The sequence below is a fragment of the Aeromonas veronii genome (assembly GCF_040215105.1).
Classification (GTDB): Bacteria; Pseudomonadota; Gammaproteobacteria; order Enterobacterales; family Aeromonadaceae; genus Aeromonas; species Aeromonas veronii_G.
Genome location: NZ_CP157875.1, coordinates 2,878,509 through 2,901,007, shown reverse-complemented (window position 1 = coordinate 2,901,007; position 22,499 = coordinate 2,878,509). Strand labels below are relative to the sequence as shown.

Sequence of the window (22,499 nt, the reverse complement as noted above, 5' to 3'; positions counted from 1 at the left end):
TTTTTGTTTGTGCCTTTTCCCTCGACACCTTTTAAGCCTCTGCGCTCTGCTTAAGCCCCGGTGGTCTGCGCTCTGATCCTCTCTCCCCTTGTGGGAGAGGGCCAGGGTGAGGGGAGCTAACGTCATTCCTTGGTTCGGTTGCATGTCGTCCAACGCCTTAATGGCATGGCTTCGCCATGCAGGACGCGAGGGGCTGCCCTCGAAGAGGTTTCGCCGCCGCTGCGCGGCTTGGCGAGTGACTTTTGAAAGACCAAAAGTCACCAAAAGTCTTCTCCCCCGGCAAACCGCCCGCTTCGCGGGTTCCCTCGTCTCGTCCAACGGGTCGGACGGAGCGCCGCAGACGGCACATCCCTGTGCCGGCTGCGGCTGCGCCATCATCCCTGATGGCGCTCCTGACCCGTTGAACTCGACTCGGCGGTTTGCAGGGGGATCCAATACCGTGCCCGCCCGTGGCTTTATCTTTCTGGTCGACTGTTTATTACGCCGTAGGAGGAGAGCTGTGCAAGGGGTTGGCTAGATAGAAATCAGGAATAAAAAACCGCAGCCGAGACGGCTGTTTTTATTAAATTTTTCCTATTCTCCGTTTTGGTATTTTATTTTCCAAGTCTTGAGCTGCATCCTTTAGAACATAGCCATGAAGTAAGTTTTCAACTATGTCCATCACTTGGCTAACTTCATGAGCTCTGGCCTTGTGTCCACGATGGGTTGCAGCATGTCCAATTTCAAGAACTGCATTTAATATAACTTTATTAGGCTTGCTTATTAGCCCATCAGATTCCAGCTTGCTCATCTTTTGAGCAAAGTTGCCGATATCTCCTAATTGGTCATTCATAAACATGTCAATTAATGTTCTTGCCCCCATGAGAGCTAAACGTCTGCTATCTGCATGCAGTGCTGTATAGACTTCTTTCAACATTTCTGACCAATCAGAGGGGATTTCATCATGCCATTTTGGCAATTGACGAGAGATTTGTGGAGGGTAGTATTCTTCTTTCACACCATCAAATTCAGAGAAATAAAATCGTCTTTGTAGTGATATGTTTTCACAACCACAACACTCTAGCATTTTATATGTTGTATTCCAACTTATCTCGTAATCACAGTATGGATCACTTTTATCCGCAAGTTCACTTCCACCGTTTGAACGTTCAGCAATTACAAAGTGTTTGGTTTCATGTAAGCACCCATTGCAGTGCGCCTTTTCAATTTTGAAGTTTTCTTCAGACATACATATCCCTACTGATAAAAATAGAAAATATTAATTCTTTCTTAAGTGGTCTCTTTTATATGTTGAGATATGTATATACCGATCTCGAATCCTAGAGCCAAAATACTTTTTCTCCAATGCTCTAGAGAAAGCAGAAAGTTTATTGAGTTAATATCAGTTAACTGGTTAATCTCTTTCTGAAAAACAAACCAAAGAGATGCCTTTTTTATGTCTCTGCCAGTACCCACAAATGCTTTTTTATGTAGCTCTAAAGCAGTTAAAGATTGAGTTATGTTATAAATGAGTTCGCTCATATCGTCAGATATTTTTAATGCTATTACCTCACCATTTTTTGCATCGTATAAATCTGCAATCTCGACTTTATAATCTTGAGCATTTGCCTTTATTGATTTTACTTGCTCTGTTTTTCTGTCAAGAAGTTCATAGTTATGAAGCTTACATAGTTTTTTATTGAAGTAATATTCTCGATATGTGATTTTGTTTTCAACAGAGTCAGGTGAGCGCTGAATTTCCTCTTCTTTTTCTTTTTTCCAAGAAAGATAGTCTGACTCAATAATATTGTCTCGAGCAGATAGCGGGATCTTATTTATTGAACGTTCTAAATATTGCATGAATGTGCTATTAAAAACAAACCATGCACCGTGCCGCAATAAGTATTGCTGATTATTAAATGTAAAAGAAAAATCTATGGCCTCTTTTAGACATTTACTCCTTCTAGCCATACTCTCATGATGAAATTTTATTTTTATATCGGAAATTGGGATTTTTTTGTCTAATTTTATTAGATATTTTACAATGCTTTCTTTTTCTAATGTTTGCCCTAGTTCTTGTAAGTTCTCTTCTGGTTCACGACTGGATTTTGTGTAAATAGAGTAGTTGAATTCATCAGATGTTAAAGTTATATGCCCACCGAGCACTTCAAATTCTGACAAAGAGAATGATGATTTTCCTTCTCTAATTGCATTGAGTAAGTTTTTATCCAACTCATTTTTCAAGTCAATATCTTTAACTGGTTCTAGTTTTGGCAGTGATATAACCTCACCTTTCATCATATTCTGCTCGATTTTCTCAAGCAATGAATCAATTTGTTCGGGAGGAATGTTTGCACTGATTTGAACTGAATCAGAAAAAATAATATTTCGTTCGCCCCACTCCTCTATATTTCTAGCTTTAGCTTTCAAATGGTCAACAGATTCTCCAGGGTCATAGTTATCTTTTATAAATTTATTATAAGACGACATTTCTCCTGTTTTTATGTTGGCAAAGTAAGTGCTTTTCTTTAAAAGCGTTGACTCTTCATTAGCCATTCTGATTGCAAGATTGATTCCAAAATCACGTTCTATGTATTTACCTAGATAAAAATGAGATTTACCTAAGCTCACTAAATACGAAAACCTCTTCCTCTTTGATTTAGGCTTTGATATGAGTAGTCCATAATGGAATAGATTTTTTGGTGTTATTTTGGGATCGTTCAGAAATGACTTATAAGAATTAATCCACCAAACGTCATTACCATCTTGCTCTTCTGAAAAATAGAAGGTGGAAATGAAATTTTTATAAGATTTTGTTTTTTGCTTTTTTAGTCCTGTTTTATCAAGACTTTGCTCTAGCTTCTTTAAGTTTTCATTGCTGATTCGATATATATTGTATTTTATATCCATATAGTGATTCGTTTCCCTTCGGTTTTAAATGGTCTATTGGTGAAGAGTGGCCTGGTGTTCTATAAATATAGTTATGTCACGTCTGAGTATTCACTATCGGGCCTTTAATATAAAGCCGCTTCCCGATAGGGATGTGTTCCGCTTGTTGCTGCACTCACAATGTTTTTCACCTATGAAACTATGTCGATGATTCCCGTTTCATGGGGGCGACAATCTGACCTTGTCATGGGGTGGGCGATGTGCTGGCTCTGAGATAATAATCCGCCCGATCATTGCCAGGATAGGATAGGATAGGATAGGAATAATGAGTGATATAAGTTGCATAGATATTTTTAAGAGCGACTTTCAACTTTCCAATGTTCACCATTGTTAGATGGTTTTTTATTTTCATCACATCGAGTGACTTTGTTTTTTCCATTGCCCATATCTAGCTCAAGCCAAGGTAATGTAAAGTTTTTAAACATAAAGTAGATTGGTTCTTCTATGTTTATCTTTTGTGGTTTTTTAGGGCTGCATATTAAAAAATGAGGCCTGACCTTGGGCCATGTATTTTCGTTACCGAAAATAGCCTTGAATCGTTTGTTTTTGCTATCTAGCTGACCATTGCTAAAGTAGCTGTCGCCTTTAGCTTCAATCATCACAATATGGGTTGTGTTTTCATGATCGGCAAAGGCAAGAAGAAAGTCGACATCCTCTTGCGTTCCTGATATCTGATAGTCGATTTAAATTCCATTTTCTTCTATGAAATTGCGTTTTACGCGACCCGTAGTGTTGTTTTTAGTGAGATACAAGCTGGCATAAATCCAGTCAAGATGATAATCCATCGCTGCAAAGTATTCTCTGGGGATTTTGAAACCGATTAACCTAGATATCTCATCAAGCTGCTTGTCATCCATGCGAAACTCTGGGTTTCCCAGCATTTGGCCAACCAGATAAAACCGCTCTTTACGGTTAAATGACTTCAAATTTTCAATTAGATCGTTTTTCATAGGATTGTTGAGGCATTTTCCATTAAGCATTTGATGCATGGGTTTATATTGTCAATCAAAAATAAATAGTTCTTTTCTCAGATGTGGATTTATCTATGTACTCAGCGTTGTTTCCTGCTATGTTAATTCGACCAAATGGTTTTAATAATATCCAATCCATAATATCAGAACCGTTCAATTCTGTTGCTATTGGAACAGGAATTAAATTGTCGTCGGTATAGTTAGACAGGTTTAAATTAAATTTTTTAACATCTTTTATTTGTTGGTCGGAAAGATGAAATTTTTCTATGTGCTGAAATGCTTGAACGAACATCCATATTTTCAAGTTTCCAATAGAAAACTCTATAATACCATCGTCACATATGTAGCTATCTTTTTTATCGGTAGCTCGCTGTGCGGAAAATAGTGTCATTACAGCAGCAACCGAAAATTTTCTTTTCCCGACTTCAAAGGAAATTCCATATTCCGATTCGTGGTCAGTGTCGCTCAAGTAGAAGAGTTTGTTCTTTCGAATACATTCAGGGGTAGAAATAATGCTTTTGTTAAACGATTCCCCATTAATCCAGGGGTGCGTATGCATACTACCTATATACGCATAATCTTCGCCAAACATCTCTGCTATTTCTTTTTTAATTTCTAATGACTTTGTGTAAGTTATTACTGAATCTCTGCTTCTGACTGCGGATGTTTCTACAGAAATATGGTTTATATAACATGTTAGTGGGGTCTTTTTGTTTATTTTACCCCAAAGGTGAGCATATGTCTCAACTGCGATGACCTTACTCTCTTTATGTTTTATTGTGTATGCTTCAACTGCAGACATTAATAACTCGAAAAATGCACTCTTGCTGAAATTAACAATGGCGTTCATTTCTAATGCTCTCTTAGTTATATGTGACTTTCTGTTTTATTATTCGGGTTCAACTACTTAATGAGAACGAGGCCGTAGGTTTGGTTAGCGAAGCGTAATCGGACGTTCGAGAAATAAGTGTTATCTTGGCAAAATAGTTCACTATCAGGCTTTCAATATAAGGCCATTCCCCGATAATGCGGTCTGCCGCATGTTGCTGTAATCAACGTCATTTCCTCACCGATGCAACCAAGCTGATTTTGCTTGTTGTATGGGGGCGACAATCTGGTCTCACCCTGCTGGTGATCGAGGGGCTGAATAAGAGATAACGCCTCTCCCGATCACAGCCCCGGATACACAGGGTACTGTTGATTGGCCTCGGGACTGAAGGTTCGGCGTTGCCCCCTGTTGTTCGCTGAGGTGAGCCCGTTTGTCCAGGCCGCGAGGCAGGACGCCGAGCGAGCGGCGCTGGGCCAGGGGCCAAACCGGAATTGGACGAGCAACGCTCGACCCGGTTTGGCGCAAGGACAAGGATGTCCGCAGCGGACTTTGACCGACGCCATGGATGGTGGAGGTCAAAGCCCATCGCCGCGTGCCGTGGGACAAAAGGGTGAACCGGGGGAACCCGACGCAGGCGGGCGAACAAGTGGGGGAGAAGACTTTTGGTGACTTTGGGTCTTTCCAAAGTCACTCGCCCAGCCGCGCAGCGGCGGCGAAACCCCATCGAGTACGGCGTCCTCGTGTCTCACGCGATGAAACCGTGCCAAAAGAGGCTAGTGACCCCTCACCCTGACCCTCTCCCGCAAGGGGAGAGGGGATCACACCGAAACCCCGTCGAGGACGGCGTCCTCGCCCCTCGCCGAGACGCAGGATGCCGGTCTGGCATCCGCCAGAGACGCTGCCGCCTGACTGTGACTGCCAGAGTGCGTCGTGAACCGTCGCCAACCGTATGCTCGCGTCAGGTTCAGACTCATCTTACGGAGCCATCTTGGCCTGATCTATGACTTTGATGAGTTAAACGTCAGAAATGAATGAATATTTGCGCTGGCTCAACATTATGGCTGCATCCGGGTCGGGGGCCGAAGCAAAGCCCGGACGGCGCGCCGTCAAAGTGTGAAAAGGGTGGAATTTTACCGGGCTGAGGCCCGCTCTCGCTTGTCGGGTCATGCCCGGCTTGGGTAAGGTTATCCATGGATAACATGCAAGCTTGGAGATAGGCATGGACAAGATATTGCAGGCCCTGTCTGTACAGGTCACCCGGGCGCGGGATCTGGAGAGCCTGACCCGGCCGCTGCTGGAGATGCTGGAAGCGGTGACCGGACTGGAGTCGACCTACCTCACCGAGATAGACCTCGGGGAGGAGAGGCAACACATCCGCTTCGCCCGCAACGTGGCCGAGTTGCAGATCCCGGAGGGGCTCTCGGTGGACTGGAGCGATACCCTGTGCCGGCGCGCCATGAACGAGGGGCGCCTCTATACGGGCAATGTGGCCGACTGCTGGGGGGATTCCGATGCCGCCCAAGAGCTCGGCATTCGCACCTACCTGAGCAGCCCGGTGCGCACGCCCTCGGGGTCGCTCTACGGCACCCTGTGCGCCGCCAGCGCCAAACAGAAGCCCTGCGTGCCGGGCTCCGAGCAGCTCATCGCCTTCTTCGCGATGCTCATCGCCGAGCACGTGGAGCGGGAGCAACTGCTGGTGCAGTTGCAGCAGGCGAATCTGGAGCTGTCGCGTCAGGCGCTGAGCGATCCCCTGACCGGACAGCTCAACCGCCGCGCCCTCATGCTGGAGTTGCCGCTGCTGTTCTCCCTGTCGGCGCGGGCCGGCCACCCCGTGCTGGTCGCCTTCATCGATCTCGACGGTTTCAAGCAGATCAACGACACCCATGGCCACGAGGCGGGGGATCTGCTGCTCACTACGGTGGCGCAGCGGCTGGGCTCGGCCCTTCGCAGCGGCGATCTGCTGGCGCGGGTCGGCGGGGACGAGTTCGTGGTGGTGGGCATGGGTCCGCTGCCAGAGGAGGAGGCGCAGGAGCTGGCGGTGCTGCGCTTCCAGCGTCGTTTGTTCGAGCAGAGCGTGCTGCAGTTGCCGCTGCCCGCCCAGACGTTGCATTACCCCGGGGCCAGCGTGGGGGTGGTGGCGGTCAATCCCGCCGAGACCAGCATCGAGGAAGCTTTACGTCTGGCAGATGCCAGCATGTATGCGGTCAAGCGGATGCGCCGCACGCAGGGCTGAGCCAGCGGGTGAACAGGCGGGACGGTGAAGGCCGATCGCCCCGACTTGATGCCGCGCATTGTTGCCCCGACGACGGCGATGCTAGGATGCAGCTCTTCTCATCACAGGCAGCCTCGACCATGGCCAACCGGTTTATCAGCACAGTGCGCACCCTGGCGGCAAAGGCCGCCGATCTGATGGAGTTTCAGCAGCGGATCTGGGTGGTCAGCATACTGCACGACACCCACACCGACACCTTCGTCGTCAATGAGGGGAGCTTCGAGGAGCCCATGCAGTGGATGGTGCGCAAGGGCTATGACGGGGCCATGCTGCGCCAGGTGGACGAGATGGTGCGTTCCCAAGCCATCGAGCTCCCGGTGGGGGCGGTGAGCCACCGGCTGATGCGGGTCAAATAGGATCACGCAGACAGGTTGTGGCAGATAGGGCTGTGGCAGATAGGGTCGTGACATGGCGCGGCGCCCTGTTCGCGGGGGCATCTGCTCGCCGGGAAGACGCTGAAAGGCACCCTGTGGGCCCTGGTGGCGTGGGAGACACGGCCCCTGGCCGGAAACAAGCCACTTTATAAAGTTTCTTGTACTGCCTTGATGTGAATTATCAGGTGATTTGTGCTTTGTTTTTTCATTATTCCCTCGTAGTTTAACTGTGCCAAATCCCCTTGGTAGCCATAAATAGCTGTCGTCATGCCGCGATGGGCATCCTGTTGTCGCCGTCGCCGTCGCCGTCGCCGTCGCCATCGCTACGCTCGACGCCGCCAGCATCCCGCCCGTCAACAAGCCTGCCGCGCTCTGCCAGCCCCTTGTCGCTCAAAGAGCTGCGTCCATTCCCCATCACAGGGATCACCCGGGTCCTCCTCTTTTCACCCCCCCCATCCCGTGAGTGCAGCCAGAGGGGGGAAAGTCATTGCCGTGTTCATGGCCCGTGCCGGAGCCGGTGTGCTGGGCACCAGGCTGCGGGCAGGCGACGCGACCATCGTCGCAAGAAAAGGCGCTGGCGCATAACGGCGCCAGCGGGGTTGAAAGCTATCGGGGGGGGCTGCGAAGGCCGGTCAGGGGAGGGGGAAGTACTTGGCCTGCAGCAGCCGGAAGTCGCTGCTTGCCAGCACCTGGGTCAGGCCGTGCTGGAACTCCTTGACCAGGGCATCGTCCACCGGATGGCTGAAGGCGTAGCAGAACTGCTCGGAGCTCAACACCCAGCTCACGGTGAACAGGGCGGGATCCAGCTGCTGGGCCTTGATGAGATCCTGCAGGGTGGTCTTGTTGGTGGAGATGAGATCGACCCGGCCCGAGGTGAGCATGCGCAGGGCCTGGGAGAGGCGGTTGGCACTCATGATCTTCTGCTCATCGAAGCCGTTGTTGAGCAAAAGCTGCTCTCCCACGTCGGTGCGCACCGCCCCGATGTTGTAGTTCAGGGCATCTTCCAGCTTGCGGATCTTGAGGTTTCGCTTGGCGAGCCCCATCAGCACTATCTCGGCGTAGCCGATGGGGCAGGCCCATTTGAAGAGCGGGTTGCGGGCCTCGGTGCGGGCGGTGGAGAAGAGCACGGCGTTGGGTTTCTGGGTCAGCAGGTAGTAACCCCTGGCCCAGGGCAGCATGGTGATGGGCTGGGGCGGGGTATTGGTCTTCTGCCACACCAGTTGCAGCAGCTCGACGGCGAGCCCGGTGGGGGCTCCCCTCTCATCGCTGAAGTTGTAGGGTCTGTACTCCTCGGTGAGATATTGCAATTGGCCGAGAGCCGGGCTGGCCCGGGCCTCGCCCGCCAGCCCCGGCAAGAGCGCCAGGGGGAGCAAGAGCGCCGCGGCGCCCATGACAACTGATGTGACTCTGCTCATCCAGACCCTCCTGATGCAGGTTATCCCCATCAAGTGTTGCCAAGTCCCGGGCTTTCGCCACCCGCCATGGAGGAGGTGGTCGGATTGCGGCCCCGGCACATGGTTATCGCGATGGAGGGGGAGGTCGGATTTCGGCCATGGCACTCGGCAGCCAAAGCTGGTCGGGCAGGGGCAAGCGGCAAGGCGCAGTCAGGCTGGCAGAGGGGCGTCGGGCGGGCCAACCGCAGTACCGCCAGTTCATGACGGTACTGGTGGGCGCAAGGGGATTACCAGCGCGCCCGGCTGGGGCCGATGGGCTTGAAGGCCGCGTCTCGCAGCCCCACCAGCAGGGTGGAGCCGTCACCTTGCAACCTGAACTCCCCGTAGCGGGCCGCCTCGAACTGCTCCCCCGTTCCTTCCTCGAAGAAGTAGGCGTCCGGCCCGATGCGCCACTGGTTGCCTTGTCTGCGCACCTGCAGCAGGCGTTCATCGGCCGCCAGTGCGTCCGGCTTGCCGTCTGCCACCCAGTGGGCCACCTGATGCTCGTCCAGGCGGACAACCAGGGTCTCGAGGGCGGCGAGCTTGTCCTGCCCCAAGCCGGCGATCTCACGGGCCAGCGCATAGTTCAGGCGCATGTAGTCCCCCTGCATCAGGGAGCGGGGATCGACCGGCGCCAGGGGCAGCAGCACCACGTCGCCGCTCGCCATGGCGTGTTCGAAGCGCCAGACGGTGGCATTGATCCCCACCAGGATGGCGAGGCCGGTCAGCAGCAGTGCAAGACGCTTCATGTCGGGCCTTTTGTGGTCAAGATATGAGGTGGGGTGGATTGTGGTAGTGGTTTCATGAGGTTTTCCTTGTGCCAAGCAGTTTCAACCACTGACGAGCGCCGAGCAGCAGGGCCCCCGAGCCCAGCAGCAACCAGGATTTGGTCATCAGGCTGAGCCCCAGATCGTAGTAATAGAGGGAGCCAAAGCCCAGCAGCAGCAGGCCCGCCAGGGTCATGAGGCCGAGGCTCCCGCCGTAGAAGCCGAGCACCAGTACCAGGGCACCGGCCCCCATGCCGGGGATGATGGCGCTGATGAGCACCAGCGGCAGGGCGCAGAGCAGGGGCAGTTTGAGGCGCACCATGACCCCGAGCAGGAGGGCGGCGCAGAGCAGGGGGTTGAGCCAGAGGGGCAGGCGGGAGCCGCCGAGCTCGTCGAGCACGCTGGCGCCACCCTCCCAGAGCGGGTGATGCAGGCGGCCCAGCACCAGCAGGGAAAGGGCCAGTCCCAGGGTCAGGGACTCGTAGAGCTGATGGCGCCTGGGGTCGCGTTCAGCCTGCAGCCAGCAGGCGGCGAGGGCGGCCATCACCAGCGGCAGGGCCAGCAGTTGCAGGCCGAGGCAGGCGAGACCGAGGGCCAGCAGGATGGCGGCGGCGAAGCTGTGGAACAGCCGCACCAGCCAGTGCTCGAACAGGGCGGCGATGGCCAGCGCCAGCAGGGTGAGCCCGAACCAGAGGGGGGCCGAGTCCAGATCCAGCCGATCCAGCAGGCCGTAGAGCAGCCAGGCGTCCGCCGCCAGCGCCAGGGCCAGCACGAACTGATCCCGCAGATCGCTGGCCTGGGGGCCCCGCGATGCGCTGCGGTTGAGACCGAGGGCCGCCACCATCAGCACGGCGCCGGTGGCGAGGGCGTGGTTCGCCTCCTGGATCCAGGACTCCAGCGCCATGAAGAGGAAGAACAGCAGGAAGAGGGCGGCCAGCCAGCCCACCACGCCGAGCAGGAAGCGGCTCGACCAGTGGGGCTGCTCATCCCTCGGGGCACCCCCCTCGACGAGCTGGGCGGCTTGCAGCCGCTGCCAGGGGGTCAGTTCGGACATGGAATTGCCTCCGTGATGAGGGTCGGTGACGTGGCCGCCAGGGGCGCGCGCCGGGGCTGCCAGCCAGTGAACTCAGCCATGACGCCTCCGTTGTTGTTGCAGCCAGCGGCTCGCGGCCACCGAGAGGCCGATGGCGATGAGGCTGAGCAGGAGGAAGCCGTTGATGTCGGGTTCCATCCACTTGCCGAGCGCCGCCAGGATGACGGCGATGAGGCTCAGGCATCCCATGGCGAGACCGGCGATGAAGCGACCATGCCAGCGCAGGTAGGCGGCGGCGAGCCAGCCGAGCCAGAGGGGCCAGACCCAGGGAGAGGCGGCGTCAAACAGCGCCAGCAGGGTCAGCAGGGTGATGCCAAGGCCGGCGGCCAGGCCCGCCAGCCAGGAGGGCATCAGCCCCCATCGGGCGGGCGCCGGGATGAGGGCGCCCCAGAGGGCGAGGTTGAACAGGGAGAGGCTCCAGCCGAGGGCCTCCTCGTCGAAGGCGAAGAAAAAGTCAAACAGGCCGAGGCGCCAATAGAGCACCAGGGCCAGTTGGCCGAGCAACCAGCAGAGGGTCCAGAGCAGGGGGCTGGTGCCGAGCGCCGCCAGGGGCGTGAGCAACAGGGCCCAGGTGGCGAACAGCTGCCAGGGATCGGCACCGGTCTGGTAGGTCTGGCCCACCAGGGCCAGCAGGGCCCCGATGTTGAGGGCGACGGCCAGCAGCAGGGCCTGGCGCGCGCCCCCCGTCATGGGCCGCTTCCACAGCAGCACCAGCATGGCGAGCAGGGGCAGCTCCAGCAGGGCGAGGCGGGAGAGGCGGCCCAGCTCCTGCCAGTTGAAGGCGACGAAGAACACCAGCCCGGCGCCGAGGCAGAGGCTGCCGAGCCAGAGCAGCAGCCGGTCGAACAACCACTGCCAGCGCTGGGCACTGGGGGGGAGATCCAGCAGCGCGAGGGCCGCCGGCAGTCGCTCGGGGGCCAGGCTGCCACGCCTGACCCAGTCGAGCAGGGTCTGTCTTGAGGTGAAGTGCATGGCAAGGCTCCCAAGTGCCTGTCTGTCCTTGTATTTGTCGCATTATGGCACGGCAACGTGATGGGGGGCAGACCCTGTCAGAGGGGTTGCGACAGGGGGGCGCGGGGTTCAGGGAATGCCTACAAAAAGCCCCGCGGTGTGCGGGGCTGATGAGGGTGGGGCCTCTGGTGCCATCGGTCAGTGCTCACGCTGACCCCGGCAGCCTATGGCGGCCCGTCTCAGACGAAGATGAGGGTGCTGATGCCCAGTCCCACGAAGAGGATGGCGCAGGCGATGCGGATCCCCTTGAGGGGCAGCTTGTCGGCACCGAGCTTGCCGAGCAGCACCACGGGCACGTTGGCCAGCATCATGCCGAGGGTGGTCCCGGCGATCACCTGGGTGAGGGAGTCGTACTTGGCGGCCAGCAGCACGGTGGCTATCTGGGTCTTGTCGCCAATCTCGGCGATGAAGAAGAGCACGAAGGTCGCCATGAAGGGACCGTATTTGTCCAGCGAGCTCTCTTCGTCGTCCATCTTGTCCGGCACCAGGATCCAGATCGCCATGGCGATGAAGGCGGCGGCCACCAGCCAGGTCATGAGATGGGGATCCAGCCAGCGGCTGATGAAGCCCCCAATCCAGGCGGCCCCCGCGTGGTTGAGCAGGGTCGCCACCAGCATGCCGGCGATGATGGGCCAGGGTTTTCGAAAACGACAGATAAGCAGCAACGCCAGGAGCTGGGTCTTGTCGCCGATTTCGGCGATGGCCACGCTCAGGGTTGAGGTCAACAAGGCTTCCATAAAAAAGTAACCGGGGGACGGAATTGTTATACCTGAGACAAGCCTGCGCCATCCGTCCCCGGTATTGGCACTGGCCCGTCAAAGGTCTTGTCAAATCCGGCGTTCCCCGGATCACCCTGACCATGGTGAGTTGGCACCAAGTGTGTTGATCAGGATCGCGGGTCGGACTGGGCAAAAGCCGACCGGCCGCGAGACTACTCCCCCTCGATGGGAGCGGGCATTCTAGGGAAAAAGGGGGAGGGAAACAAGGATGAAAAAGCCGGGGGCTAGCCGCCAACCAGCTTGACGCTGAAACCCGCCTTCTCCAGTTCGGCCTTGATAAGTTCCCGTTTGTCACCCTGGATCTCGATGATCCCTTCCTTCAAGCCCCCGCCGGTGCCGCACTTTTTCTTGAGCAGGGTGGCGATGCTCTTCTGCTGATCCTGCGGCACGCCGTGGATGGTGATGACGCCGGCGCCCTTGCGTCCCTTGGTCTCGCGTCGAATGCGAACGAGCCCGTCGGTGGGGAAGGGGGAGGCGTTTTGGGGGGCGGTTTGCTCTTTGATCATGCCGCCATCCGTGCTGTAAACCAGGCGGCTGTTATTGTCTGGGGTCATGGCAGTTCTTGTGGATTAGCTGAACGGAGTTTGATTTTACGCAAATAAATCTTGGGGGCACAGCTTATAATTCCCGGACTAAAAGCGAATTATTCTTGTTTATCATCAGGAGTCCGTCATGGTACTCACGCAGTTGTCGCCGGGGCAGAGTGCTCGCATCAAGAACATGAATCAGTTGACGCGCCCGTTGCGACGCAAGTTGATGGTGATGGGCCTCTTGCCCCAGACCGAGGTCATTTTCCTGCGGGCGGCTCCGCTCGGGGATCCGCTTCAGATCCAGTGTCAGGGCATCTGTCTCTCCATGCAAAAGAGCCTGGCACGGCAAATCGAGGTGGAACCGGTATGAGTTACAACCTGGTCACCGTCGGTAATCCCAACAGCGGCAAGACATCCCTGTTCAACGCCCTCACCGGTGCCCGCCAGCAGGTGGGCAACTGGAGCGGGGTCACCGTCGACAAGAAGATGGGCGAGTTCTCCGCAGGGGATCACGACTATCAGCTGATGGACTTGCCCGGCATCTACGCCCTCGCCAATCAGGAGGCGAGCCTGGACGAGCAGATCGCCAGCCGCTTCGTCGAGGGTCAGCAGCCGGATCTGCTGCTCAACGTCATCGACGCCGCCAATCTGGAGCGCTCTCTCTACCTCACCCTGCAACTGCGTGAACTGGGCCTGCCCATGGTGGTGGTGCTCAACAAGATGGATCTGCTGCAAAAGCGCCGCGTCACCATAGACGAATCCCTGCTGAGCGAGGCCCTGGGTTGCCCCGTGGTGTCGCTCTCCGCCCACAACCGCCAGCAGGTGGCGGCCTTCAAGGCACAGATCCAGGGCTTCGTCGGCAAGGTTGCTCCGGCCCTGGTGCTCGACTACGGCCAGCCGCTGGAGGCGGACATCGCCGAGCTTGAGACCCTGCTCGCCCCCCATCACCTCAACGCCCGCGGCCGCGCCCTGCGCCTGCTGGAAGAGGACGATGCCATGCAGGAGACGGTGCAGGCCGGTCAACAGGCCGCCGTCAACAATCTGGTAAGCCGGGCCCATCGCGCCCAAGACATCGATCTGCAGCTGGCCGACCTGCGTTACGGCCACATCCATCACTGGTGCCAGCAGGCATGCAAGCAGCAGGGCAAGCTCACCATCGCCCAGAGCGAATGGCTGGACAAGGCGCTGCTCAATCGCTGGGTGGGCATCCCCTTCTTCCTGCTGGTGATGTATCTGATGTTCATGTTCGCCATCAACGTGGGCAGCGCCTTCATCGACTTCTTCGACATCATGGGGGGAGCCCTGTTCGTGGACGGGGTGCACCACCTGCTCGGCCTGGTGGGCGCCCCAGCCTGGCTGGATGCGGTGCTGGGGGACGGCGTCGGCGCCGGTCTGCAGACGGTGGCCACCTTCATCCCCGTGGTGGGCTGCCTGTTCCTGTTCCTCGCCGTGTTGGAGAGCTCGGGCTACCTCGCCCGCGCCGCCTTCGTGGTGGACGCCCTGATGCGCCGTCTCGGCCTGCCTGGCAAGGCCTTCGTGCCCATGCTGATGGGCTTTGGCTGCACCGTGCCGGCGGTGATGGCGACCCGCACCCTCAACTCCGAGCGTGAGCGGCTGATGACCTCGGCCATGGCGCCCTTCATGTCCTGCGGCGCCCGCTTGCCGGTCTACGCCCTGTTCGCGGTGGCCTTCTTCCCGGAATCGGGTCAGAACCTGGTGTTCGGTCTCTACCTCATCGGTATCCTGGCGGCGGTGCTCACCGGCCTCTTCCTGCGCAGCACCCTGCTGCCGGGCAAGAGCGATTCCATGGTGATGGAGATGCCGGACTACGAGTGGCCCCGTCCGGTGGACGTGGCGCTGCGCACCTGGCAAAAGCTCAAGGCCTTCATCTTCGGCGCGGGCAAGACCATAGTGCTGATGGTGGCGGTGCTGAGCGTGCTCAACTCCCTCGGTACCGACGGCAGCTTCGGCAACCAGGACAAGGAAAACTCGGTGCTGAGCAAGCTCAGCCAGACGGTGACCCCGGTGCTGCACCCCATCGGTGTGCGGGAAGAGAACTGGCAGGCGACCGTGGGTATCCTCACCGGCATCTTCGCCAAGGAGGCCGTGGTCGCGACCCTGAACAGCCTGTATGCCGGCAGCACAGGGGATGATGAGGAGAGTGAATACTCCCTGCTCGGCAGCCTGCAGGAAGCGCTCGCCACCATACCCGCCAACCTCGCCGGCATCGATCCGACCGACCCCATGGGGATCAAGGTCGGGGACCTGGAAGATCAGCAGGTCGCGGCCGAGGAGCAGGAGGTCGACACCTCCACCTACGGCAACATGCAGACCCACTTCGACGGGGTGGCCGGTGCCTTCGCCTACCTGCTGTTCGTGCTGCTCTACATGCCGTGCGCCGCCGCCATGGGCGCCCTGGTGCGAGAGACCGGCCGCCAGTGGGCCCTGTTCACCGCCGCCTGGTGCAACTACCTGGCCTTCATGTGCGCCACCGTCTTCTATCAGCTGGCGACCTTTGCGGCCCACCCCGAGCAGAGCCTGCTGTGGCTGGCCTTCTACGGTCTGTCCCTGGTGCTGCTCTGGTGGCTGGGTCGTCGTCACGGCGACATCGCGGGTCGCAAGGTGATGGCCCTGTGAGCCAGCTTGCCGCGACTCGCCAACAGCAAGAGGAGAACCAGCCATGATCCTGCGTGAACTGGGTGACTACCTGGCGCAACGGCAGAAGGTGAGCCGGGCCGATCTGGCCCGCCACTTCCACACCTCGGAAGATGCGGTGGAGGCCATGCTGGGGGTCTGGATGCGCAAGGGCCGTGTCGCCAAGCGCGAGAGCCGGGTTTGCGGCGGCAGCTGCTGCGGCAAGCACCAGGAGGTGATGTTCGAGTGGTGTGAGCCGGGCCAGATAGGCCTGGTGCAAAAGAGCTGACGAGGCCAGTCTCGTCACCCTGTTTATCACTGCCTGAACACGAAAAAGGGAACCATGTCGGTTCCCTTTTTATATTCTGCAGATCCCTTCATCTGTCATCGGCACGGGCTACAAGAGATCCTGCTGCCCATCCTTGGTGGGTTCCAGGCTCCAGCTGCTGGCATCGGCGCTGCCGAGGATCTGCCCCTTCTCCCGCCACAGTTTGATCTTGAGTCGCAGGTTGTTGGCGGAGTCGGCGTTCTTCAGCGCCTCCTCTTCATCGATGGCCCCTTCCACCACCAGATCGAACAGGGCGGTGTCGAAGGTGACCATGCCAAGGGCCCGGGATTTCTCCATGATCTCCTTGAGGCTGGCAAACTCGCCACGCTTGATGAGATCCCGAATGGTGTGGGTGCCGAGCATGATCTCCACCGCCGCCCGCCGTCCGCCGTCCAGCGTCTTCACCAGCCGCTGGGAGACGAACGCCTGCAGGTTGTTGCCCAGATCGTTGAGCAGCTGGGCCCTGCGCTCCTCGGGGAAGAAGTTGATGATGCGATCCAGCGCCTGGTTGGCGTTGTTGGCGTGCAGGGTGGAGATGGCCAGGTGCCCGGTCTCGGAGAAGGCGAGGGCATGTTCCATGGTCTCGCGGTCACGAATTTCCCCGATGAGGATGACATCCGGTGCCTGGCGCAGGGTGTTCTTCAGGGCGGCGTGGAAGCTGCGGGTGTCCACGCCCACCTCCCGCTGGTTGATGATGCTCTTGCGGTGGCGATGGACGAACTCCACCGGATCCTCGATGGTGATGATGTGGCCGCTATGGTTGCGGTTGCGATGGTCGATGAGGGCCGCCAGCGAGGTCGACTTGCCCGAGCCCGTGCCGCCGACGAACAGCACCAGGCCGCGCTTCTCCATGATGGTGTCGAGCAGCACGGGAGGGAGCTTGAGATCCTCGAAGCGGGGGATCTCGGTCTTGATGTTGCGCGCCACCAGCGAGACTTCGTTGCGCTGCTTGAAGATGTTGATGCGAAAGCGGCCGACCTGGGGCAGGGAGATGGCGAGGTTCATCTCCAGCTCCTTCTCGAACTGCTGCTTTTGCTCCGCATCCATGATGTCGTCGGCAATCTTCGCCACGTCTCCGGGCCCGAGGGGGGTCTCGCTCAAGGGGCGCAGTGCGCCGTTGAACTTGGCGCACGGGGGAGCGCCGGTGGAGAGATAGAGGTCGGAGCCATCCTGCTTGGCCAGCGTCTGTAACATGTCTCGCAATTCCATGGGGGCCTCTTGCTCAAAGGGATGCGGTGGGGACTGTGGTTGAGTGTACAGGCTCAGATGCCGGTGAGTTTCTCGCGAAACACAAAAAATACCGCGCCGAGGATGCAGAGGCCGGCCCAGAGGTAGTCCCATTTCAGGTCTTCTTTCAGATAGAAGATGGAGAAGGGAACGAACACGGTGAGGGTGATCACCTCCTGCAGGATCTTGAGCTGACCGACCGACAACACGGTGTGGCCGATGCGGTTGGCAGGCACCTGCAACAGATACTCGAACAGGGCGATGCCCCAACTGACCAGCGCGGCGATGATCCAGGGCTTGTGGTTCATGCTCTTGAGATGGGCATACCAGGCGAAGGTCATGAAGACATTGCTGCAGATGAGCAGGCCTATGCTGGTGATGATAGGGTTCATTAGGTTCTCCTTTGAAATCAAGCGCATTTTATCTCGACTCCATGGGTTTCCATAAGTGGGGCTTGAGGGTATTTTTAGCGCACAAGGATGAAGACAACAGAAGGCTGAGATGGATGGGCAAGACAAGCTGGGGAGTGCTTGGTCTGCTGTTTGCCTGCATGGCGCCTGTGGCCATGGCGGCCAGCGGTGCGCCGACCCTGACGGTGGCGACGGATGTGTGGCCCCCTTTTCGCATGCTGGCGCAGGATGGGCACTTTTATGGGCTGGATATCGATATCCTGCGCCGGCTGCAGGCTCGCAGCGGTGTCAGCCTCGAGCTCAAGCGGGTGCCCTGGGGGCGAGCCCTCAAGCAGATGCAGACCGGCCAGACTGACCTGATGATAGGGCTGGCCCACACCCCAGAGCGGGCGGCCTTCATCGATTACCTGCAACCGGCCTACTATCAGTGCCGCCCCGCCTTCTACGGCAAGGCCGGGGCCGTGCTCGGCATCCGGCAGTACGAGGATCTGCGTGGACGCGAGGTGGGCTATGTCCTCAATTCTGCCTACTTTGATCCCTTCGATGACGACCCCGGGATCGACAAGCACGGCGTACCGACCGAATCCCAGTTGCAACGCATGGTGGAACGTGGCCACCTGCCGCTGATGATAGGCACCGACTGCCAGGTGGATTACGCCCTGAGCAAGCGCAACGCTGGCGCCCTCCTCAAGGCGGACTATCAGCCGCCGTCCCCGGTGGTGCTTTACCTCGGGATCAGCAAGCGCTCACCCCATCATGATCTGGCCCCGGCCCTGGTGAAGGCCCTCAAGGAGATGGTGACCAGCGGCGAGATAGAGACCCTGGCCAAGCCTTACCACCCTTGACCTCGGGTGGTCAGGCGCTGGTATCATGCACCCTTGCTGGCGGCCCGCTTTGGGTCGCATCTCTCTCATCGGGGATCCCGCTTGTATCTCGCTCTCATCCATCGCCAGCAGCGCTGGCAGCGTTATTGGCTGCTTGCCCTGCTGCTGCTCACCTTGCTGCTGTTCGTGTTCTCCCTCGCCTGGGGGGAGTTTGTGCTGCTGCCCTGGCACCCCATGAGCGAGCTGGAGCAGCGCATCCTGCTGGACTTGCGCCTACCGCGCGCCCTGCTGGCACTGCTGGCGGGGGCGGCGCTCGCCTGTGGCGGCGCCGTGCTGCAGGTGATGCTGCACAACCCGGTGGCGGAGCCCGGTCTGCTCGGCGTCTCGAGCGGGGCAGGGCTTGCCGCCATGATAGCCATGGCGGTGGCCCGCACCCTCGGGGTCTATCTGCCGGGTTGGGGCTTGTCCCTTGCCGCCTTCGGTGGCGCCCTGCTGGTGACCATGATGCTGATCCGGCTGGCCCGCCGCGCCCGCCTCGGCCACACCCGCTTGCTGCTGTTCGGGGTCGCCATCGGGATCCTTACCAATGCCGCCATGACCTGGCTGATGTATTTCGCCGATGACGCCTCCTTGCGGGAATTCATGTTCTGGATGATGGGCAGCCTCTCCTATGGCAGCCAGCAGCTTGGCTGGTGGTGGCTGGTGCTGCCGCTGACCCTCGGCTGGCTCTGCCTGCAGGGGCGGGCCTTGCAACAGTTGCTGCTGGGGGAGACCCAGGCTCGCCTGATGGGGCTGGACGTGGACAGGGTGCGGGTGCAACTGGTGCTGGCGGTCTGCCTGCTCACCGGCCTCGCGGTGGCCCTGTGCGGGGTCATCGGTTTCGTCGGCCTGGTGGTGCCCCATCTGCTGCGCCTGTGTGGCGGCAGCGATCAGCGCTTTCTGCTGCCAGCCTCGGCCCTCGGTGGCGGGGCCCTGCTGCTCGGGGCCGATCTCATCGCCCGCTCCGCCCTCGATGCCGGCGAGCTGCCCATCGGGGTCATCACCGCCTCGGTGGGGGCGCCGCTCTTTATCTACCTGCTGTTGAGGCAAGATGCCGATGTCGCCCGTTAACGCTTTTGCTGAGTCCTCACCCGTGCTGGCGGCCCGCGCCGTGACCATTCCCGCGCGGCTGGCCCCACTGGATCTGGCGTGGCAGGGGGGGCAACTGGTGGCCCTGCTCGGCCCCAATGGCAGCGGCAAGTCGACCCTGCTCGGCGCCCTGGCCGGGCTCCTGCCTTCGCAGGGGAATGTGCTGCTGGATGGGCAGTCCATATTGGACATGAGCTGGCCAGAGCTTGCCAGGCAGCGCGCCATGCTGCCACAGCGTCAACCCCAGCTGTTTCATATCCCGGTGTTTCAGGTGCTGAGCCTGGGGCTGGATGAGGCGGCCGAACCCGATGCCCGCAATCAGGCGGTGCTCGCCCTGTGCCGCGAACTGGAACTCGATGCCCTGCTGGCGCGGGATTTCAGCCGCCTCTCCGGCGGTGAGCAACAGCGGGTGCTGATCGCCCGCACCCTGCTGCAGATCTGGCCCGGGCTCAACCCGGCAGGCAGGGTGCTGTTGCTGGACGAACCCCTGGCGGGGCTGGATCTGCATCACCAGCTGGCCCTGTTGCGGCTGCTCCAGCGCCTCTCCCGGCAGGGGCTGCTGGTGGTGATCGCCATTCATGACATCAACCTGGCCATTGACTGGGCGGATCGGATCCTCTGCCTGCAAGAGGGGGCGCTGGTGGCCGAGGGGGGCGTCGATATTATCGATGAAGCACTGCTGGCACGGGTGTTCCAGATAAAGACGGATCGCATCGAGGCGGATGGCCGGGTCTGGTTTATGCCAAGCCTGTGAGAAACAAGAAAGGCCCCTGGCGTCAGCCAAGGGCCTTTTTGAAGAAGACGACCCGCTCCGTTTCGGCAAAGCCGAGTCGCTGGTGCAACTGCTGCGAGGCCAGATTGTCGATAGCGGCATCGGAGGCCAGCTCGCGACAACCCAGCTCGCGGCCCCACTGCGCCACTTGGGCTATCAAGGCTTGGGCCAACCCGCGTCGACGCGAGGCCGGCTGCACATAGACACCTGCCAGATAGACCACAGGGCTGCTCTCGCAGCCGTTCACGTAATCGTGGCTCAGGGCCGCATCGGCAAAGGCCACCGCCTGGTTCTGCGCATCCAGCACCAGAAAGGCGTTGAGATGAGCATGGGACAGCAGCTCGGCCCCTTCCTGCAGATATGCCGCCATCCCGTGGTGCGGCCACAGCTGCTGGCGCAGGGTTGCCCACTGGGCCAGCCGCATCTCGTCGAGGGGGACTATCCGCCAGTTGGCGTTTGTCATCAGAACTCAGGCCTGCCGCTTGTCCAGCCGTACCTGGGCGGCCTCGGCCAGCATGGCCAGCAGGGTCTCGGTATCGCTCCACGACAGGCAGGCATCGGTGATGCTCTGGCCGAAGGTGGCGGCGCAGCCGTTCTCCACATCCTGACGCCCTTCCACCAGGAAGCTCTCGGCCATGATGCCGGCGATGCCGGTACGGCCGCGGCGCAGCTGATCGCAGATATCCTGGGCCACCAGCAGCTGGCGGCGGTGATCCTTCATGCTGTTGCCGTGGCTGAAATCCACCACCAGCCGCTCGGGCAGGCCCACATCGGCCAGCGCCTCGCACGCCTCATCGACACTGGCGGTGTCGTAGTTCGGCCGATGGCCGCCGCGCAGGATCACGTGACCGAAGGGGTTGCCGGCGGTACGGTAGATGGTCATCTTGCCGTCCTTGTCCGGGGAGTAGAAGATGTGGCTGTGACGGGCGGCGCGCACCGCATCGATGGCGATGCGAGTGTTGCCGTCGGTGCCGTTCTTGAAGCCGACCGGGCAGGAGAGGGCGGAGGCCATCTCGCGGTGAACCTGAGACTCGGTGGTGCGCGCACCGATGGCGCCCCAGGTGATGAGATCGCTGATGTACTGGCCGGTCACCATGTCGAGGAACTCGGTGGCGGTGGGCATGCCGAGGGCGTTGATGTCCACCAGCAGTTTGCGAGCGAGTTTCAGCCCCTCGTTGACGTCGAAGCTGCCATCCAGGCGCGGATCGTTGATGAGCCCCTTCCAGCCGACGATGGTGCGCGGCTTCTCGAAATAGGTGCGCATGACGATGCACAGGCTCTGCTTGTATTGCTCGCGCAAGGCGTTGAGGCGCTGGGCATATTCGTGGGCGGCGACGGGATCGTGGATGGAGCAGGGGCCGACGATGACCAGCAGGCGCTGATCCTCACCGGCGAGAATGGCTTCCACCTCCCGGCGGGCGTCCAGCAGGTTCTGGGCGATCTGGTCGTTGATGGGGAAGGCGTGCGCCAGCTCGCTCGGAGTGATCAGGGACTCCAGGCGGCGGGTGCGCAATTCATCGGTGTGAATGGACATACGACTCAATTCTCGAATAGGTGGTGTGGACCGCCATGGGCAGGCCCTGATAAATGCAGTGCCGAAAAGGCAGAGGGATAAAATAAAGCAAAAACCCCCTGATGGAAACCATCGCGCCTCTGCTAGGATGTGAGCCCAAAAGCCATTTCAATGAGGTAGTTATCGTGGCAAAGCCAGGCGCGACCGGGTTAACCCGTATCATCAACGCAACCGGTTACAGCATGAAGGGGCTCAAATCAGCCTGGATCAACGAGGCCGCCTTCCGTCAGGAGCTGGTGCTGGTGCTGCTGTTGATGCCGCTGGCCTGCTGGCTCGGGGACTCCCTCAATCAGGTGCTGCTGCTCATCGTCATCAGCTGGCTGGTGGTGATCGTCGAGGTGCTCAACTCCGCCATCGAAGCGGTGGTGGACCGCGTCGGTTCCGAGCATCACGAGCTCTCCGGCCGCGCCAAGGATCTCGGCTCCGCCGCCGTCTTTATCGCGCTGGCCCTCAACGCCCTGGTCTGGGGCGCGCTGATTGGCCGCAACCTGCTCGGCTGGTGGTAGTTAAGGCCCGATTTTCTATTACGTTTTCACCTCTCACGCCAGGAATAGAGCAGGGTGAGGGGCGTCCCTTTTTCCCCTCATCCCCAACCCTTCTCCCGCGAGGGGAGAAG

Annotated in this window: 25 protein-coding genes; 9 read left to right on the top strand and 16 right to left on the bottom strand. The window is 58.5% G+C overall.

Translation table 11 applies throughout. The features are described from left to right. Nucleotides 1-562: 562 nt before the first annotated feature. The 5 genes from ABNP46_RS13325 to ABNP46_RS13305 all read right to left on the bottom strand — a co-directional run bounded on the left by ABNP46_RS13325 (nucleotide 563) and on the right by ABNP46_RS13305 (nucleotide 4,749). Nucleotides 563-1,228 carry a DUF4145 domain-containing protein gene (locus ABNP46_RS13325; RefSeq protein ID WP_349918408.1) on the bottom strand — a complete coding sequence of 222 codons (666 nt, stop codon included), beginning with the start codon at nucleotides 1,226-1,228 and terminating at the stop codon, nucleotides 563-565. Between the two features lie 41 nt (nucleotides 1,229-1,269). Continuing rightward, nucleotides 1,270-2,889 (bottom strand): DUF6119 family protein, encoded by a 1,620-nt coding sequence (locus ABNP46_RS13320; protein WP_349918407.1) that lies wholly within the window; start codon nucleotides 2,887-2,889, stop codon nucleotides 1,270-1,272. 332 nt (nucleotides 2,890-3,221) lie between these two features. Then, on the bottom strand, nucleotides 3,222-3,527 hold the full coding sequence (locus tag ABNP46_RS13315; protein ID WP_349918405.1) for a hypothetical protein: 306 nt from the start codon (nucleotides 3,525-3,527) through the stop codon (nucleotides 3,222-3,224). 84 nt (nucleotides 3,528-3,611) lie between these two features. Further along, nucleotides 3,612-3,917 (bottom strand): hypothetical protein, encoded by a 306-nt coding sequence (locus tag ABNP46_RS13310; protein WP_349918403.1) that lies wholly within the window; start codon nucleotides 3,915-3,917, stop codon nucleotides 3,612-3,614. A 16-nt stretch (nucleotides 3,918-3,933) separates the two neighbouring features. Next, complete coding sequence (locus ABNP46_RS13305; protein WP_349918401.1) at nucleotides 3,934-4,749, bottom strand: hypothetical protein; 816 nt, start codon at nucleotides 4,747-4,749, stop codon at nucleotides 3,934-3,936. Between the two features lie 1,198 nt (nucleotides 4,750-5,947). On the opposite strand from ABNP46_RS13305, the gene ABNP46_RS13300 reads away from it, so the two are divergent. Further along, the gene (locus tag ABNP46_RS13300; RefSeq protein ID WP_349918400.1) at nucleotides 5,948-6,961 is read left to right on the top strand and encodes a diguanylate cyclase; all 1,014 of its coding nucleotides are present in this window, start codon (nucleotides 5,948-5,950) and stop codon (nucleotides 6,959-6,961) included. Between the two features lie 119 nt (nucleotides 6,962-7,080). Beyond that, nucleotides 7,081-7,356 (top strand): hypothetical protein, encoded by a 276-nt coding sequence (locus tag ABNP46_RS13295; protein WP_349918398.1) that lies wholly within the window; start codon nucleotides 7,081-7,083, stop codon nucleotides 7,354-7,356. 283 nt (nucleotides 7,357-7,639) lie between these two features. On the opposite strand, the gene ABNP46_RS13290 is transcribed toward ABNP46_RS13295, so the two are convergent. The 7 genes from ABNP46_RS13290 to ABNP46_RS13260 all read right to left on the bottom strand — a co-directional run bounded on the left by ABNP46_RS13290 (nucleotide 7,640) and on the right by ABNP46_RS13260 (nucleotide 13,011). Continuing rightward, nucleotides 7,640-7,801 (bottom strand): hypothetical protein, encoded by a 162-nt coding sequence (locus ABNP46_RS13290; protein ID WP_349918397.1) that lies wholly within the window; start codon nucleotides 7,799-7,801, stop codon nucleotides 7,640-7,642. A gap of 205 nt (nucleotides 7,802-8,006) precedes the next feature. Next, on the bottom strand, nucleotides 8,007-8,765 hold the full coding sequence (locus ABNP46_RS13285; RefSeq protein ID WP_349922484.1) for a substrate-binding periplasmic protein: 759 nt from the start codon (nucleotides 8,763-8,765) through the stop codon (nucleotides 8,007-8,009). A gap of 290 nt (nucleotides 8,766-9,055) precedes the next feature. After that, the gene (locus ABNP46_RS13280; RefSeq protein WP_349918395.1) at nucleotides 9,056-9,556 is read right to left on the bottom strand and encodes a GDYXXLXY domain-containing protein; all 501 of its coding nucleotides are present in this window, start codon (nucleotides 9,554-9,556) and stop codon (nucleotides 9,056-9,058) included. A gap of 52 nt (nucleotides 9,557-9,608) precedes the next feature. Further along, a complete protein-coding gene (locus tag ABNP46_RS13275) occupies nucleotides 9,609-10,628 on the bottom strand; it encodes a DUF4401 domain-containing protein (RefSeq protein WP_349918393.1) in 1,020 nt (339 codons plus the stop codon). Nucleotides 10,629-10,700: 72 nt separating this feature from the next. Next, nucleotides 10,701-11,639, bottom strand: a complete 939-nt coding sequence (locus tag ABNP46_RS13270; RefSeq protein WP_349918392.1) for a DUF2157 domain-containing protein — start codon at nucleotides 11,637-11,639, stop codon at nucleotides 10,701-10,703. A gap of 218 nt (nucleotides 11,640-11,857) precedes the next feature. Next, on the bottom strand, nucleotides 11,858-12,415 hold the full coding sequence (locus ABNP46_RS13265; protein WP_349918390.1) for a TMEM165/GDT1 family protein: 558 nt from the start codon (nucleotides 12,413-12,415) through the stop codon (nucleotides 11,858-11,860). Nucleotides 12,416-12,681: 266 nt separating this feature from the next. Then, nucleotides 12,682-13,011: a translation initiation factor gene (locus ABNP46_RS13260; RefSeq protein ID WP_349918388.1), complete on the bottom strand. Its 330-nt coding sequence runs from the start codon at nucleotides 13,009-13,011 to the stop codon at nucleotides 12,682-12,684. A gap of 118 nt (nucleotides 13,012-13,129) precedes the next feature. On the opposite strand from ABNP46_RS13260, the gene ABNP46_RS13255 reads away from it, so the two are divergent. From ABNP46_RS13255 to ABNP46_RS13245, 3 genes are read left to right on the top strand one after another with little or no spacing between them, the layout of a single operon-like run. Continuing rightward, a complete protein-coding gene (locus ABNP46_RS13255; protein WP_349918387.1) occupies nucleotides 13,130-13,357 on the top strand; it encodes a FeoA family protein in 228 nt (75 codons plus the stop codon). After that, nucleotides 13,354-15,624, top strand: coding sequence for a Fe(2+) transporter permease subunit FeoB (feoB, locus tag ABNP46_RS13250; RefSeq protein WP_349918386.1), 2,271 nt, complete (start codon nucleotides 13,354-13,356; stop codon nucleotides 15,622-15,624). The genes ABNP46_RS13255 and feoB overlap by 4 nt, the downstream gene beginning before the upstream one ends. Nucleotides 15,625-15,667: 43 nt before the next feature. Then, a complete protein-coding gene (locus tag ABNP46_RS13245; RefSeq protein ID WP_349918385.1) occupies nucleotides 15,668-15,910 on the top strand; it encodes a FeoC-like transcriptional regulator in 243 nt (80 codons plus the stop codon). 108 nt (nucleotides 15,911-16,018) lie between these two features. Here ABNP46_RS13245 and tapW read toward each other — a convergent pair whose 3' ends face one another. Further along, entirely contained in the window at nucleotides 16,019-17,158 is a 1,140-nt protein-coding gene (gene tapW / locus ABNP46_RS13240; RefSeq protein ID WP_349918383.1) for a type IVa pilus ATPase TapW, read from the bottom strand. 53 nt (nucleotides 17,159-17,211) lie between these two features. Further along, a complete protein-coding gene (locus ABNP46_RS13235) occupies nucleotides 17,212-17,568 on the bottom strand; it encodes a DMT family protein (RefSeq protein WP_349918382.1) in 357 nt (118 codons plus the stop codon). A gap of 113 nt (nucleotides 17,569-17,681) precedes the next feature. On the opposite strand from ABNP46_RS13235, the gene ABNP46_RS13230 reads away from it, so the two are divergent. The 3 genes from ABNP46_RS13230 (at nucleotide 17,682) to ABNP46_RS13220 (ending at nucleotide 20,292) form a co-directional block, all read left to right on the top strand. Beyond that, a complete protein-coding gene (locus ABNP46_RS13230; RefSeq protein WP_349918380.1) occupies nucleotides 17,682-18,431 on the top strand; it encodes a substrate-binding periplasmic protein in 750 nt (249 codons plus the stop codon). An 81-nt stretch (nucleotides 18,432-18,512) separates the two neighbouring features. After that, entirely contained in the window at nucleotides 18,513-19,520 is a 1,008-nt protein-coding gene (gene btuC, locus ABNP46_RS13225) for a vitamin B12 ABC transporter permease BtuC (protein WP_349918378.1), read from the top strand. Further along, a complete protein-coding gene (locus ABNP46_RS13220; RefSeq protein ID WP_349918377.1) occupies nucleotides 19,507-20,292 on the top strand; it encodes an ATP-binding cassette domain-containing protein in 786 nt (261 codons plus the stop codon). Before btuC ends, ABNP46_RS13220 begins: the two co-directional genes overlap by 14 nt. 22 nt (nucleotides 20,293-20,314) lie before the next feature. Here ABNP46_RS13220 and aac(6') read toward each other — a convergent pair whose 3' ends face one another. Then, nucleotides 20,315-20,773 (bottom strand): aminoglycoside 6'-N-acetyltransferase, encoded by a 459-nt coding sequence (gene aac(6'), locus ABNP46_RS13215; RefSeq protein WP_349918376.1) that lies wholly within the window; start codon nucleotides 20,771-20,773, stop codon nucleotides 20,315-20,317. A gap of 6 nt (nucleotides 20,774-20,779) precedes the next feature. Further along, complete coding sequence (locus tag ABNP46_RS13210) at nucleotides 20,780-21,844, bottom strand: 3-deoxy-7-phosphoheptulonate synthase (RefSeq protein ID WP_349918374.1); 1,065 nt, start codon at nucleotides 21,842-21,844, stop codon at nucleotides 20,780-20,782. 164 nt (nucleotides 21,845-22,008) lie between these two features. On the opposite strand from ABNP46_RS13210, the gene ABNP46_RS13205 reads away from it, so the two are divergent. Next, on the top strand, nucleotides 22,009-22,389 hold the full coding sequence (locus ABNP46_RS13205) for a diacylglycerol kinase (RefSeq protein WP_349918373.1): 381 nt from the start codon (nucleotides 22,009-22,011) through the stop codon (nucleotides 22,387-22,389). Nucleotides 22,390-22,499 lie beyond the last annotated feature (110 nt).